Genomic DNA, 13,088 nt, shown 5'->3' with positions numbered 1-13,088 from the left:
GCCTATAACCTCGTATGCGTGTCGTCTCTCGCGCTGTACCGCCGCTATCGCCCGGAGTCGTTCGCCGAGGTCATCGGGCAGGAGCATGTAACCGACCCGCTGCAGCAGGCGCTGCGGAACAACCGGGTCAATCACGCGTACCTGTTCAGCGGTCCGCGTGGATGCGGCAAGACCACCAGCGCCCGGATCCTGGCCCGCTGCCTCAACTGCGAGCAGGGACCCACTCCGACGCCCTGCGGGGAGTGCCAGTCGTGCCAGGACCTCGCGCGCAACGGCCCCGGCTCGATCGACGTCATCGAGATCGACGCCGCTTCGCACGGTGGTGTGGACGACGCCCGTGAGCTGCGGGAGAAGGCCTTCTTCGGGCCCGCGAGCAGCCGGTACAAGATCTACATCATCGACGAGGCCCACATGGTCACGTCGGCCGGCTTCAACGCGCTCCTCAAGGTCGTCGAGGAACCCCCGGAGCACCTGAAGTTCATCTTCGCCACCACCGAGCCCGAGAAGGTCATCGGGACGATCCGCTCCCGCACGCACCACTACCCGTTCCGGCTGGTGCCGCCCGGCACCCTGCGGGAGTACCTCGGAGAGGTGTGCGGCAAGGAGGAGATCCCGGTCGCGGACGGTGTCCTGCCGCTCGTCGTGCGGGCCGGCGCCGGATCCGTGCGGGACTCCATGTCCGTCATGGACCAACTGCTCGCGGGCGCCGGGGCGGACGGTGTGACATACGCCATGGCCACCTCCCTGCTCGGCTACACGGACGGGTCGCTGCTCGATTCCGTCGTCGAGGCGTTCGCCACCGGGGACGGCGCCGCGGCCTTCGAGGTCGTGGACCGTGTGATCGAGGGCGGGAACGACCCGCGGCGCTTCGTCACCGACCTGCTGGAGCGGCTGCGGGACCTCGTGATCCTCGCGGCGGTTCCGGACGCCCTGGAGAAAGGGCTCATCGACGCCCCCGCCGACGTGCTGGAGCGGATGCGGGCCCAGGCCGGCACCTTCGGCCCCGCGGAGCTCAGCCGCGCCGCCGACCTCGTCAACGAGGGCCTCACCGAGATGCGCGGCGCCACCTCGCCGCGCCTTCAGCTGGAGCTGATCTGCGCGCGCGTGCTGCTGCCCGCCGCCTACGGCGACGAGCGGTCCACGATGGCCCGCCTCGACCGTCTGGAGCGGGGCGTCAACTTCTCCGCGGGAGCCCCGGCGCCCGCCATGGGCTACGTGCCCGGACCCGACGCGCACGGGGGAGCGCCCGCGAGCAGTGCCGCGGCCGTACCGCCCGGCGGCGGCTTTGCTGCGGCCCGTGCCGCGGTGCGCACCCCGGGCGGCGGCGCCCCGGAGGCCGCGGGACCCGCACCGGCGGGTCCGGACGGGCCCGGCGACCAGCGGGCCGACGCACCGCCCGCTGCGGCCCCAGCTGCGGCCCCCGCCGCGGGCGGGCCCGCCCAGCCGCCCGCGCCACCCACGCCGACGGAAGCACCGGCGCAGACCCCCGCTCCGGCCGCACCCGGCGCCTGGCCCACCGCCACCCCGGCCGGCTCCGGTCCCGCCGCCCGGCGGCCCGGCGGCTGGCCCACCGCCACGACCCCCGGTGGCGGCGGACGGCCCGCGCCGGCCCCCTCGCCTGCCCCTGCCCCTGCCCCTGCCGCACAGGCACCGGCGCCCACACCCGCACCCGCGCCCGCCCCGGTCGCACCGGCCTCCCCACCCCCGGGCGGCGGCCTCGACCCCCGCACGCTCTGGCCGAACATCCTCGAGGCGGTGAAGAACCGCCGCCGCTTCACCTGGATCCTCCTCAGCCAGAACGCCCAGATCACCGGCTTCGACGGCACCACGCTCCAGCTCGGCTTCGTCAACGCCGGAGCCCGCGACAACTTCGTGAGCAGCGGCAGCGAGGACGTGCTGCGGCAGGCCCTGACCGAGCAGTTCAACGTCCACTGGAAGATCGAGGCCCTCGTCGACCCCTCGGGCGGCGGCGCGGCACCCCCGCCGCCGGGCAGCGGCGGCGGGGGCGGGGGCGGTTACGGCGGCGGCGGGGCGACCGGCGGCTTCGGCGGCGGTGGCGGCTCCCTGGGCTCCGGCGGCGGAGCCGCGAGCGGCGGCTTCGGCGGGGCCGCGCCCGGAGGCAGCGGCGGCGGGACCACGACCGCCCGGCGCCCGGCGTCGGGGCAGCCGTCCTCGGCCGCCCCGGCCCCGGCCGGCGCCGCGTCCGCCCCGGCGGCGGCCCCCCACGCCCCGGCCCGGCCCTCCGCGCCCGAGCCGCCCCCCGTCTCCATCGAGGACGACATCCCCGAGGACGACGACCCCGACCTCGACGAGTCCGCCCTCTCCGGCCAGGAGCTGATCGTGCGGGAACTCGGGGCGACGGTGATGGACGAGTTCTCGAACGACTGACGACTGACGACTGACGACTGACGACTGACGACTGACAGACGCCGGCGAGGGGCGACTGCCGACGGGCGCTGACGTCCGGCGATGAACGCCCCCTTTCGGAGAAACCCACAACGCCCCGCCCCGCCCTCCTTCGGCATCCCCCACAAACCCACCCCACCCGCTCCCGTTAGGCTGGCCCCGTGAAGGTCCTCGTCATCGGTACCGGCGCCCGCGAACACGCCCTGTGCCGCTCCCTGTCCCTCGACCCCGCCGTGACCGCGCTGCACTGCGCCCCCGGCAACGCCGGCATCGCCGAGGTGGCCGAGCTGCACCCCGTCGACGCCCTGGACGGCGCGGCCGTGTCCGCGCTGGCCCTGGAGCTCGGCGCCGACCTCGTGGTCGTGGGCCCGGAGGCCCCGCTGGTCGCGGGTGTCGCGGACGCCGTGCGCGAGGCGGGGATCGCCGTGTTCGGCCCCTCCCAGGAGGCCGCGCGCCTGGAGGGCTCCAAGGCCTTCGCCAAGGACGTCATGGCCGAGGCCGACGTCCCGACTGCCCGCTCGTACGTCTGCACGACGGAGGCGGAGGTCGACACCGCGCTCGACGCCTTCGGCCCGCCCTACGTCGTCAAGGACGACGGTCTGGCCGCCGGCAAGGGCGTCGTCGTCACCGCCGACCTGGACGCCGCCAAGGAGCACGCCCTCGCCTGCGACCGCGTGGTCATCGAGGAGTACCTGGACGGCCCCGAGGTCTCCCTCTTCGCCGTGACCGACGGCGAGACGGTCGTCCCGCTCCAGCCGGCCCAGGACTTCAAGCGCGCGCTGGACGGCGACGAGGGCCCGAACACCGGCGGCATGGGCGCGTACTCCCCGCTCCCCTGGGCCGACCCGAAGCTCGTGGACGACGTCCTGCAGAGCGTCCTGCAGCCGACGGTCGACGAGATGCGCCGCCGCGGCACCCCCTTCTCCGGCCTCCTCTACGCCGGACTGGCGATCACCGGCCGGGGAGTGCGGGTCATCGAGTTCAACGCCCGGTTCGGCGACCCGGAGACCCAGGTGGTCCTGGCCCGTCTGAAGACCCCGCTGGCCGGCATCCTGATGGCCGCCGCCACCGGCAACCTCGCGAGCCTCGAACCGCTGCGCTGGAGCGAGGACGCGGCCGTCACCGTCGTCATCGCCTCGCACAACTACCCCGGCACCCCCCGGACGGGCGACCCGATCACCGGCCTGGACGCGGTGGCCGAGCAGGACGCCCCGCACGCCTTCGTCCTGCACGCCGGCACCAGGCAGGACGGCGACTCCGTCGTCAGCGCGGGCGGCCGGGTCCTGTCCGTCACCGCGACGGGCGGCGATCTCGCCCAGGCCCGCGAGCGGGCGTACCGCGCCGTCACCCGCGTCCACCTGGACGGCTCCCAGCACCGGACGGACATCGCGGCGAAGGCGGCGTCGGGCGCCTAGCCCGAACCCGCCCCGATCTTCGTCGTCGGCACTCTGACCAGGCACTCCGCAGGCCCCGGATCCTCCACGGATCCGGGGCCTGATCCTTGCCCTGCGTCATCCACCTTTCCCCAGAGCCATTCCATCGAGTGACCGATGCCGTATCCGGCTGACGGGGGCCGGGGCCCCAACTAGGGTGCGGCGCAAGCGTTCCGGCACTTGGCCCACCGGCATTGCGATGTCAGTGGTGGGTGCCACAGTGGGGGAGTGAGCAACGCCAGGACAGCCAGCAATGCCAGGACGGGAGGGGTGAGGTCCGGACGTGACCGGCATCGGTGTGGAGACAGGGACTCAGAGCGCACGTCACCGTGCGCTGGCCGTGCTGCGGATCCGCAGCCGGGCACTGGCCGCCGCCGTGCTGCCCGCGGCCGTGGCCGTGGTCCTGCTGGCGGGCGGCTCCACCGGCCATCTCGCCGGCGCGGGGTGGGACGGCGCGCGCTGGGCCGTGAGCGCGGTCGCGCTTCTCGTGCTGCTGGCCGCGGGCGGCTTCGCGCTGCTCCTCGCCCGGGCCCGCCCCGCGATGAGCCCGACGGTCGCGATCGCCGAGCGTGCGGCGCCCGATCTCTACCGGCTGGTGCGTGACCTCGCCGACCGCCTCGACGTCCCGGCTCCCTCCGCGATAGCGCTGACCCCGGACTGCGACAGCTGGCTGGAGGACCGCACGCATCCGGCCCACGGCCCACCGGCCGGGCCGACCGTCCGCGACGAGATGACGAACCCCGGACGACGGCACGGTCATCGCCGTACGACGGCCAGTCCCGTCCTCGTCATCGGCTCCCCCTTCCTGTGGTGGATGCGCGTCGGCGAACTGCGCGCGGTGCTCGCCCCGGTCGTCGCCGGTACGGGACCTTCGGCCCATCCCGACATAGCGGCCGCCCGGCGCTTCGTGCGGGCCCTGGACGCGGCGGTCGCCGTGGCCTCGGCACCGGGCCGCCGCCCCGTGATCCGCACCGGGTACGCGGCCGCCGGCCGACTGGCCCGCCTGCTGCTGCGCAGCTGCCGCGAGCACGCGGCCGAGATGGAGCGCGGGGTCGCCGCGGCGGCGGCCGAGCGTGCACAGGCTGTGGACTACGGACTGAGGATCGTCGCGCAGGAACAGGTCGGCCTGGCGTACGCCGGCTGGGACCGCCTGCTCACCCGGGTCGCGCTGCCCGCCTGGCGGATGGGCCGCTGGCCGTCCCGGCTGGACGCCGGTGTCGTCGCCGCCCTCACCGAGCTGTCCCGGCGGGACCGCCTGGCCGAGGGTTTCGCCTCGCGCCTCGGCGAGCGTCCCGCCTGCGACCTCCTCGAAGAGCCCGGCGTGGTCGACGAGGCCACCTCGCTGCTCGCGGCCCGCCTCTTCCACGGCGGCCCGGCGGAGTCCGGTCCCGACTGGTCGCCGGTGGCCTGGCAGGAGTATCCGGACGAGGTCGTGGACCGCAAGTGGCGCACCGACGCCGCCCGCCTCCACCGCGTCCTGGACACCCTCGGCGTACGCCGCGCCACCCGCGACACCGACCACGGCCCCACCCTGGCCCGCGTCCTGAACCACCTGACGGACGACCCGCCCCCGCACCCGGACCACGAAGCCCCGACGGCCGACGCCACGCCGCTCGACGCCGACCGGGCCGCCCCTGCCCCGGACCGGCCCACCGACCCGGCCACCGTCCTCGACGGGACCCGGACCCCCGACCCGGCCCCTGACACCGCACACGCGGACCTCCCGGAACCAGAGGCGCTCGAACACATCGAACACCTCGAACATCTCGAAGACCTTGCGGACTTCGCCGACTTCGAGGACCCGGAGGACTCCGCGCCCAGCGACCCCCGCAGCGCCGCCCTCGCCGCGGGCCTCAGCGCGGAACTCGCCCGCGAGGAAGCGGTCCACGCCCCGCCGCGCGCCAGCGCGCCCGCCCCCAGCCCGGACGCCCTGTGGGACGACGGCGCCCTCCCCCTCTTCCCCCTGCAACCTCCACGCACCCCGCGCGAGCTCCTCGCCGACCACGTCACGGCGATGGTCTGCTGCGCCGCGATGGACACCGCCGGCGCCGCTCCCGGCCTGGACTGGCTCGACGGCCCCTCCCTCCTGGTCAAGGGCGAGCGCGCCGCCGACCTGACCCCCCGGGTCCTGAGCCTCATAGAGGACGGTGACCCGGCGCCGCTCAGAGCCTGGCTGGCCGAGGTCGGGATACGCGCGGAGAAGCCCGTACGTCTCGTCTGAGCCGGGCGAGACCGCCCGCCTTTCGGCCCGCACCCCTCCTGGCCCCGCCTCCTGCGGAGCCACCGCTTCCGCTTTCGGTCAATTCGAAACGAACAGTGACGAAGTCCGTGCGTAATGTGATGTGCTGGGTAAGGAACGCGCACATGGCAATCGCACGCGACATAAGACAGTCGTACAAACGCGATAACAGGCCACACCAAAGCGGCCCAAAGCGATCCACAACAGAAGAAACCGCACCGCACCGCGCCACAGCACACTCACCGCCGCCGAGAGCGACCGCACGAACAGAACACACGGCGCCGAGGGAGGGGAACGACCATGGGGTCGGAGCAGATTCGACGCTGGGAGTCGGGAGCACTGGCACACGCCGTGACGGATCCTTTCGGCCAGGGCCCGCTTCCCTGGCTGCGGGGCAGCGAGACGTACTTCGACGACACCGGCCAGGTGGTCCCCTGGTACGTGGACCCGGCCCCCGCCGGCCGGCAGGCCCTGGGCACCGCGTCCGCGCGCGTCCCCGCCCCGCGCTCCGGCGGTCCCCGCGCCGCCGACGACGTGCGCCGCCAGATCAAGGGCTTCGTCTCCACCGGCGCGGCCGCCCCCGGCGAGGCCGTCGACTTCCACGTCACCGTCGACCCGCCCCAGGAATTCGCCGTCGACGTCTACCGCATCGGGCACTACGGCGGCGACGGCGCGGCCAAGATCACCACCAGTCCCCGCCTCTCCGGCATCGTGCAGCCCCCGCCGCTCACCGCCGACCGCACGGTCTCCTGCCACCACTGGTGGCTGTCCTGGCGGTTGCAGATCCCGTCGGACTGGAGCGTCGGCGCGTACGTCGCCGTCCTCACCACCGCCGACGGCTACCGCTCCCACGTGCCGTTCACGGTCCGCGACGACCACCCGGCCGACCTGCTCCTGCTGCTGCCGGACGTCACCTGGCAGGCGTACAACCTCTATCCCGAGGACGGCCGCACCGGCGCGAGCCTGTACCACGCCTGGGACGAGAGCGGCCGGCTGCTCGGCGAGGCCGACGCCGCGACGACCGTCTCCTTCGACCGGCCGTACGCCGGAGCGGGCCTGCCCCTGCACGTGGGCCACGCCTACGACTTCATCCGCTGGGCCGAGCGCTACGGCTACGACCTCGCCTACGCCGACGCCCGCGACCTGCACGCCGGCCGCGTCGACCCCACGCGCTACCGGGGCCTGGTCTTCCCGGGCCACGACGAGTACTGGTCGACGAACATGCGCCGCACGGCGGAGCTGGCCCGCGAGCAGGGCACCTCCCTCGTCTTCCTGTCCTCCAACTCCCTCTACTGGCAGGTCGAGTTGGGCCCGTCCCCGTCCGGCACCCCCGACCGCCTCCTGACCTGCCGCAAGCGCAAGGGCCCCGGCAGGCCGCTGCTGTGGCGGGAGATCGACCGCCCGGAGCAGCAGCTGATCGGCATCCAGTACGCGGGCCGGGTCCCCGAACCGCAGCCGCTGATCGTCCGCAACGCGGGCCACTGGCTGTGGGAGGCGACCGGCGCGCACGAGGGCGACGAGATCGAGGGTCTGGTGGCCGGCGAGGCCGACCGCTATTTCCCGCGCACCCCGCTGCCCGACCACGACGAGCGGATCCTGCTCGCCCACTCCCCGTACACCGACGGCGAGGGCGTCCTGCGCCACCAGGAGACCTCCCTCTACCGCGCCCCCTCCGGCGCCCTGGTCTTCGCCGCAGGAACGTTCGCCTGGTCCCCGGCGCTGGACCGCCCCGGCCATGTGGACCCGCGCATCCAGCGCGCCACCGCCAATCTCCTGGACCGCATCTGCAAACGGGACTGATCACGGCGGGCGCCCACCCGGCCCGACCGTCCGCACCCTCACGACCCGCTGTCCCCGCCCTTCCCGGCATACGGGAGAATCGACCCACTTGGACAGAACCACGGGGAGGAACCGTGTCCGGATTCGTCGAAAAGCCCGAGCCGACCGAGGTTCCGGGCCTGGTCCATCTGCACACCGGCAAGGTGCGCGAGCTGTACCGGAACGAGGCGGGCGACCTCGTGATGGTCGCCAGCGACCGCATCTCGGCCTACGACTGGGTGCTGCCGACCGAGATCCCCGACAAGGGCCGCGTCCTCACCCAGCTGTCGCTGTGGTGGTTCGACCAGCTCGCCGACCTGGTTCCGAGCCATGTCCTGAGCACCGAACTCCCGGTCGGCGCCCCCGCCGACTGGGCGGGCCGCACCCTGGTCTGCAAGTCCCTGCGGATGGTCCCCGTGGAGTGCGTGGCCCGCGGCTACCTCACCGGTTCCGGCCTCGCCGAGTACCGGGAGACCCGTACGGTCTGCGGCCTCGCCCTCCCCGAAGGCCTCGTCGACGGCTCCGAACTCCCCGCCCCGATCTTCACCCCGGCCACCAAGGCCGAGGTCGGCGAGCACGACGAGAACGTCTCCTACGAGGAGGTCGCCCGCCAGGTCGGCGCGGAGACCGCCGCCCAGCTCCGCCAGGCCACCCTCGCCGTCTACGGCCGCGCCCGCGACATCGCCCGGGACCGGGGGATCGTCCTCGCCGACACCAAGTTCGAGTTCGGCTTCGACGGCGACGACCTCGTCCTGGCCGACGAGGTCCTCACCCCCGACTCCTCCCGTTTCTGGCCGGCCGACCAGTGGGAGCCGGGCCGCACGCAGCCGTCGTACGACAAGCAGTACGTCCGTGACTGGCTGACCTCTGGCGAGTCCGGCTGGGACCGCGGGAGCGAGCAGCCCCCGCCGGCGCTGCCGCCGCACGTCGTCGAGGCGACCCGGGCCAAGTACGTGGAGGCGTACGAGCGTCTGACGGGCCTCGGCTGGTCGTAGCGGAACGCGGAGAGCCCCCCGGTCGAAACCGGGGGGCTCTTCTCGGAGCGGACGACGAGGCTCGAACTCGCGACCTCAACCTTGGCAAGGTTGCGCTCTACCAACTGAGCTACGTCCGCAGTGCGCCGTGGCGCGTCAGCAACTATACCCAACCTCGCTCGCGGGCGAGACGTGCGGCCGCATGCCGGTTCTCCACACCGAGTTTGGACACGGCCGACGAGAGATAGTTCCGCACGGTCCCCTGGGACAGCGCCGCCCGCTCGGCGATCTCCGCGACCGGTGCCCCGTCGGCGGCCAGCTCCAGGACCTCCGCCTCCCGGGCGGTGAGGGGCGAGTCACCGGCGGAGATGGCGTCCGCGGCCAACTCGGGGTCGACGTAACGGTTCCCGGCGTGCACGGTACGGATGATCTCCGCGAGCCGCTGCGCGCTGACCGTCTTCGGCACGAAGCCCCGGACGCCCGCCGCCAGGGCCCGCTTCAGATGTCCCGGCCGCCCGTGGCTGGTGACGATCAGCGTCTGGCAGCCGGGCAGTTCGGCCCGCAGCGATGTGGCGACCTTCACACCGTCGGCTCCCGGCATCTGGAGGTCCAGCACGGCCACATCGGGCTCGTGCGCCCGTGCCATCGCCAGCGCCTCCGGCCCGCTCGCCGCCTCGGCGACCACCACGAGGTCGTCCTCCAGCGACAACAGGGCGGCCAGCGCGCCCCGGATCAGATGCTCGTCGTCGGCGAGCAGCACCCGCACGGTCACGGCGCCACCCCTACGGCAGTCGTCAGCGGCACCTCGGCCACCAGCCGGAACAGCCCGCGGCCGGAGGGACCGGCCTCCAGCGTCCCGTCGACCGCCGCCAGCCGCTCCCGCAGCCCGGCGAGCCCCGAGCCCCCGCCCGTTCCCGTGCCTGTGCCGGTGCCTGCGACAGCCGTCACTCCGTCGTTCTCCACGGTCAGTACCACCCGCCCCTTGTGCATCCGCAGCCCCACCACGCATCGTTCGGCATTCCCGTGCCGCAGCACATTGGTGGTCGCTTCCCGCACCACCCACCCCAGCGCCGACTGCACCTCGTCCGGCAGTCCCGCCGCCGTCTCCTCCCCGGACACCTCGCAGGCGATCCCGGCGGCCGTCAGCACGCCCTGCGCACCGGCGAGTTCGACCCCGAGGTCGGCCTCCCGGTAGCCCCGTACGACCTCCCGCACCTCGCGCTGCGACTCCTGCGCGATCCGCTGCACCTCGATCATCTGCTCCACGGCCTCGGGCCGCCCACGCCGCGCCAGTTGCACCGCCAGCTCGCTCTTCAGGGCGATCACGGCGAGGTTGCGTCCCACCACGTCGTGCATGTCCCGCCCGAACCGCAGGCGTTCCTCCGCCACGGCGAGCCGGGCCCGGGTCTCCCGGGCGGCGTCGAGTTCGTAGACGCCGTTGAGCAGCCAGACGGAGAAGACGGAGGTGAACGCGAGGAAGCCGGTCGCGAACAGCGCCACCGCCCCCGTCACCAGCGCCTGGGACGGGGAACGGCCCAGTGCCAGGGCCGTCAGGGCGGTCCCCGCCGAGAAGCCGAGCACGAGGCCGACCACCCGTCGCCGGTCCCGGATGCCGAGGGCCAGCGCGCCCACGCCGAACGACAGCACGGCGGCGGTCATGGTGCCGAGCGCGGTCGCGGTGTCGTCGTCGGCCGGGCCGCGGTCGAGGACCACGAGCACGAGGACGACCGAGGCCGCGCTGAAGACGCCCAGCGCCCACATCGTCCGCAGCGGCTGGGGACGCAGGCCCCGCACCCAGTCCAGTGCCCAGGCGGCGACCAGCGCGCAGAACGCCGCGTGCGCGCAGATCAGCAGGAACAGCCAGGCCCCGAGCGGCTGCCGCACTCCTCCGAGGAGCGGCAGGCCGCACGCTCCCACCTCGACCACCGGGAAGAAGTGGAACGACCACCGTGTGTACGTCTCCACCTTCGCCGGCGTGCTCTTGCTCCGCCACCATCGCCCCGGCCTGGACATCCGACCGCCACTCCCGTCCGTCAGCGCCTCGGCTCCCACCGGAACCACCGCTGTACAGCAAACACGGCGAGGCACGTCCAGGCCAGCGCGACGGCCAGCGCCCCGAGCGCCTCGTAGGCCGGCAGATCCCCGGTCCACGCGCCCCGCACCAGCGTGATGACGGGCGTCAGCGGCAGCAGTTCGCACACCGAGGCGATCCGGTCGGGCAGCACTTCGAGGGGAATGGTCACGCCCGAGCCGAGCATGGACACGAACAGCAGCGGCAGGCTGGTCACCTGGGCGCTCTCGGCGGTCCGGGTGAAGGTGGCCGTGACCGCGGCCAGGGCCCCGCACAGCACGACGCCCACCAGCACTCCCACGACCGCCAGATGGGGTGCGGGCGGTGCCCCGAGGTCGAGCAGCACCGTGCCGCCGACCGCCATCAGGACGCACTGGGCCAGCCCGATCGCCGACGCCGGCAACGCGGTCGCCAGCAGGATCTCCTTGTCCCGCAGCTCACCGGTGCGCAGCCGCTTCAGGACGAGTTCCTCCCGGCGCACGACATAGGCGCTGGTCAGGGCCGAGTAGACGGCGAAGAGCAGGGAGAAGCCGACGGCGGCGGGCAGCAGCACCGTGCCGACGGTGAGCCCGGCGTCCGCGAGGTCCATCTCGTCGACGGCGGTGCGCACGCTGAGCGGCAGCAACAGGGGTACGGCCACCGCCGTGACGAGCGTGGCGCGGCTGCGTCCCAGCAGCGTCAACTCCGCCCGTGCCAGCGAGGACATCCGGCCCCCGGCCGTGGTGCTGCTCATGCCGCCACCCCTTCCTTCTCCGCCGCGGCCGTGGCCTGCCCGGCGATCCGCAGGAACGCCTCCTCCAAAGAGGCCGATCGCACATCCAGCCCGCGCAGCTCGACTCCGGCACCGCGGGCCCAGAGGAGCAGCTCGGTGGCTGTCCGCTGCACCTCGTGCGTGCGCAGCCGTACCGTCCGGCCGTCCGTCTCGTGCCCGACGACGCCCAGCTCGCCGAGGGCCGGCAGGTCCCCGAGGAAGTAGGACTCGGGCAGCTCGAAGGAGATCCGGGCCGGCTGGGTCGCCGTCACCTCGGCGGGGGTCCCGGTCTCGGCGATCCGCCCCTGGTGCAGGATCGCCAGCCGGTCGGCGAGACCCTCGGCCTCCTCCAGGTAGTGCGTGGTCAGCAGCACCGTCGTTCCGGCGTCCCGCAGTTCCCGGACCAAGTCACAGGTGTCCCGGCGCCCTTCGGCGTCCAGCCCGGTCGTCGGCTCGTCCAGGAACAGCACCTCGGGCCTGCCGAGCAGCGCCAGCGCAAGGTCGAGCCGCCGCCGTTCGCCGCCGGACAACTGCTTCACGCGGACGTCGGGCCGCCGGCCGAGCCCGACCATCTCCAGCGCCTCGCCCACGGGCCGTGCCCCGGTCGTGCAGCCGGCCCACATCCGGACGGTCTCCGCGACGGTCAGCTCGGAGGGGAAGCCGCCCTCCTGCAACATCACCCCGGTCCGCGGCCGGACGGCGGCGCGCTCGGCGTAGGGGTCGTGCCCCAGTACCCGGACGCGGCCCCCGGACGGTGCCGCGAGGCCTTCCAGCAGTTCGACGGTCGACGTCTTGCCCGCCCCGTTGGTGCCCAGCAGCGCGAAGACCTCGGCATGTTTCACGTGGAACGTGACCCCGCGTACCGCCTCGAACCCGCCCCCGTAGACACGGCTCAGATCGGTGACCTCAATCACATGATCGTGCTCGTTCGTGTTCATGCCTTCAGCATCCCGGCGGGCGATCGCCGGAAGCAGTGCGCGGTGTCATCACTGCTCATGACAAATGTCAGACGCCTCTTCGGACACGGCGCCGGACTCCCGTACATACGCCGAAGGCCCCGGTCAATGACCGGGGCCTTCGATAAAGAGAGCGGACGACGAGGCTCGAACTCGCGACCTCAACCTTGGCAAGGTTGCGCTCTACCAACTGAGCTACGTCCGCATATGCCCCCGATCGGCTTTCACCGATCGGTGCGAGCACCAGCCTACCTGATCCACAAGTGTGGTCTGTACGGCGATGCAGAGCGGGTGACAGGAATCGCACACTGCGCCTTCCCCCTGGAAGGGGGATGTTCTACTACTGAACTACACCCGCATGTACTCCGTGAGCTGGGTTTTTTCTTCCCGGCCCGTCGGCGTGCTCCAGACTCTAGCTGATCACCTGGGGTGCTGTGCAA

At 73.3% G+C, this 13,088-nt stretch carries 9 protein-coding genes and 3 tRNA genes; 5 read left to right on the top strand and 7 right to left on the bottom strand.

Going from position 1 to position 13,088, the window contains the following annotated elements; genetic code table 11:
• Nucleotides 1-18 precede the first annotated feature (18 nt).
• The 5 genes from ACIP2X_RS19885 to ACIP2X_RS19865 all read left to right on the top strand — a co-directional run bounded on the left by ACIP2X_RS19885 (nt 19) and on the right by ACIP2X_RS19865 (nt 8,891).
• Nucleotides 19-2,388: a DNA polymerase III subunit gamma and tau gene (locus ACIP2X_RS19885; protein WP_401674646.1), complete on the top strand. Its 2,370-nt coding sequence runs from the start codon at nt 19-21 to the stop codon at nt 2,386-2,388.
• 179 nt (nt 2,389-2,567) lie between these two features.
• Entirely contained in the window at nt 2,568-3,821 is a 1,254-nt protein-coding gene (gene purD / locus ACIP2X_RS19880; protein WP_401674643.1) for a phosphoribosylamine--glycine ligase, read from the top strand.
• 301 nt (nt 3,822-4,122) lie between these two features.
• A complete protein-coding gene (locus ACIP2X_RS19875) occupies nt 4,123-6,060 on the top strand; it encodes a hypothetical protein (protein ID WP_401674640.1) in 1,938 nt (645 codons plus the stop codon).
• A gap of 318 nt (nt 6,061-6,378) precedes the next feature.
• Nucleotides 6,379-7,878 (top strand): N,N-dimethylformamidase beta subunit family domain-containing protein, encoded by a 1,500-nt coding sequence (locus tag ACIP2X_RS19870; RefSeq protein ID WP_401674637.1) that lies wholly within the window; start codon nt 6,379-6,381, stop codon nt 7,876-7,878.
• A gap of 113 nt (nt 7,879-7,991) precedes the next feature.
• Entirely contained in the window at nt 7,992-8,891 is a 900-nt protein-coding gene (locus ACIP2X_RS19865) for a phosphoribosylaminoimidazolesuccinocarboxamide synthase (RefSeq protein ID WP_401674634.1), read from the top strand.
• Nucleotides 8,892-8,937: 46 nt separating this feature from the next.
• Here ACIP2X_RS19865 and ACIP2X_RS19860 read toward each other — a convergent pair.
• From ACIP2X_RS19860 to ACIP2X_RS19830, 7 genes are all read right to left on the bottom strand, one after another.
• Nucleotides 8,938-9,010: transfer RNA gene (locus ACIP2X_RS19860), tRNA-Gly, on the bottom strand.
• 23 nt (nt 9,011-9,033) lie between these two features.
• The gene (locus ACIP2X_RS19855) at nt 9,034-9,642 is read right to left on the bottom strand and encodes a response regulator (RefSeq protein WP_401674631.1); all 609 of its coding nucleotides are present in this window, start codon (nt 9,640-9,642) and stop codon (nt 9,034-9,036) included.
• On the bottom strand, nt 9,639-10,883 hold the full coding sequence (locus ACIP2X_RS19850) for a sensor histidine kinase (RefSeq protein ID WP_401674628.1): 1,245 nt from the start codon (nt 10,881-10,883) through the stop codon (nt 9,639-9,641). The genes ACIP2X_RS19855 and ACIP2X_RS19850 overlap by 4 nt, the downstream gene beginning before the upstream one ends.
• Before the next feature lie 20 nt (nt 10,884-10,903).
• Complete coding sequence (locus tag ACIP2X_RS19845) at nt 10,904-11,674, bottom strand: ABC transporter permease (protein ID WP_401674625.1); 771 nt, start codon at nt 11,672-11,674, stop codon at nt 10,904-10,906.
• Entirely contained in the window at nt 11,671-12,630 is a 960-nt protein-coding gene (locus ACIP2X_RS19840) for an ABC transporter ATP-binding protein (RefSeq protein ID WP_401674622.1), read from the bottom strand. The genes ACIP2X_RS19845 and ACIP2X_RS19840 overlap by 4 nt, the downstream gene beginning before the upstream one ends.
• Before the next feature lie 150 nt (nt 12,631-12,780).
• Nucleotides 12,781-12,853: transfer RNA gene (locus ACIP2X_RS19835), tRNA-Gly, on the bottom strand.
• An 81-nt stretch (nt 12,854-12,934) separates the two neighbouring features.
• A tRNA-Gly gene (locus tag ACIP2X_RS19830) sits at nt 12,935-13,006 on the bottom strand.
• Nucleotides 13,007-13,088: the final 82 nt, after the last annotated feature.

Origin of the sequence: Streptomyces sp. NPDC089424 (genome assembly GCF_044749345.1) — a bacterium.
Taxonomy (GTDB): domain Bacteria; phylum Actinomycetota; class Actinomycetes; order Streptomycetales; family Streptomycetaceae; genus Streptomyces.
The sequence above is the reverse complement of the archived record's forward strand: the minus strand, read 5'-3'. Positions and strand labels throughout refer to the sequence as shown.

Excerpts from the sequence above, each read along its gene's own strand:
- ACIP2X_RS19840 (WP_401674622.1), bottom strand. The coding sequence starts at position 12,630 with ATGAACACGAACGAGCACGATCATGTGATTGAGGTCACCGATCTGAGC.
- ACIP2X_RS19870 (WP_401674637.1), top strand. The coding sequence starts at position 6,379 with ATGGGGTCGGAGCAGATTCGACGCTGGGAGTCGGGAGCACTGGCACAC.
- ACIP2X_RS19845 (WP_401674625.1), bottom strand. The coding sequence starts at position 11,674 with ATGAGCAGCACCACGGCCGGGGGCCGGATGTCCTCGCTGGCACGGGCG.
- ACIP2X_RS19850 (WP_401674628.1), bottom strand. The coding sequence starts at position 10,883 with ATGTCCAGGCCGGGGCGATGGTGGCGGAGCAAGAGCACGCCGGCGAAG.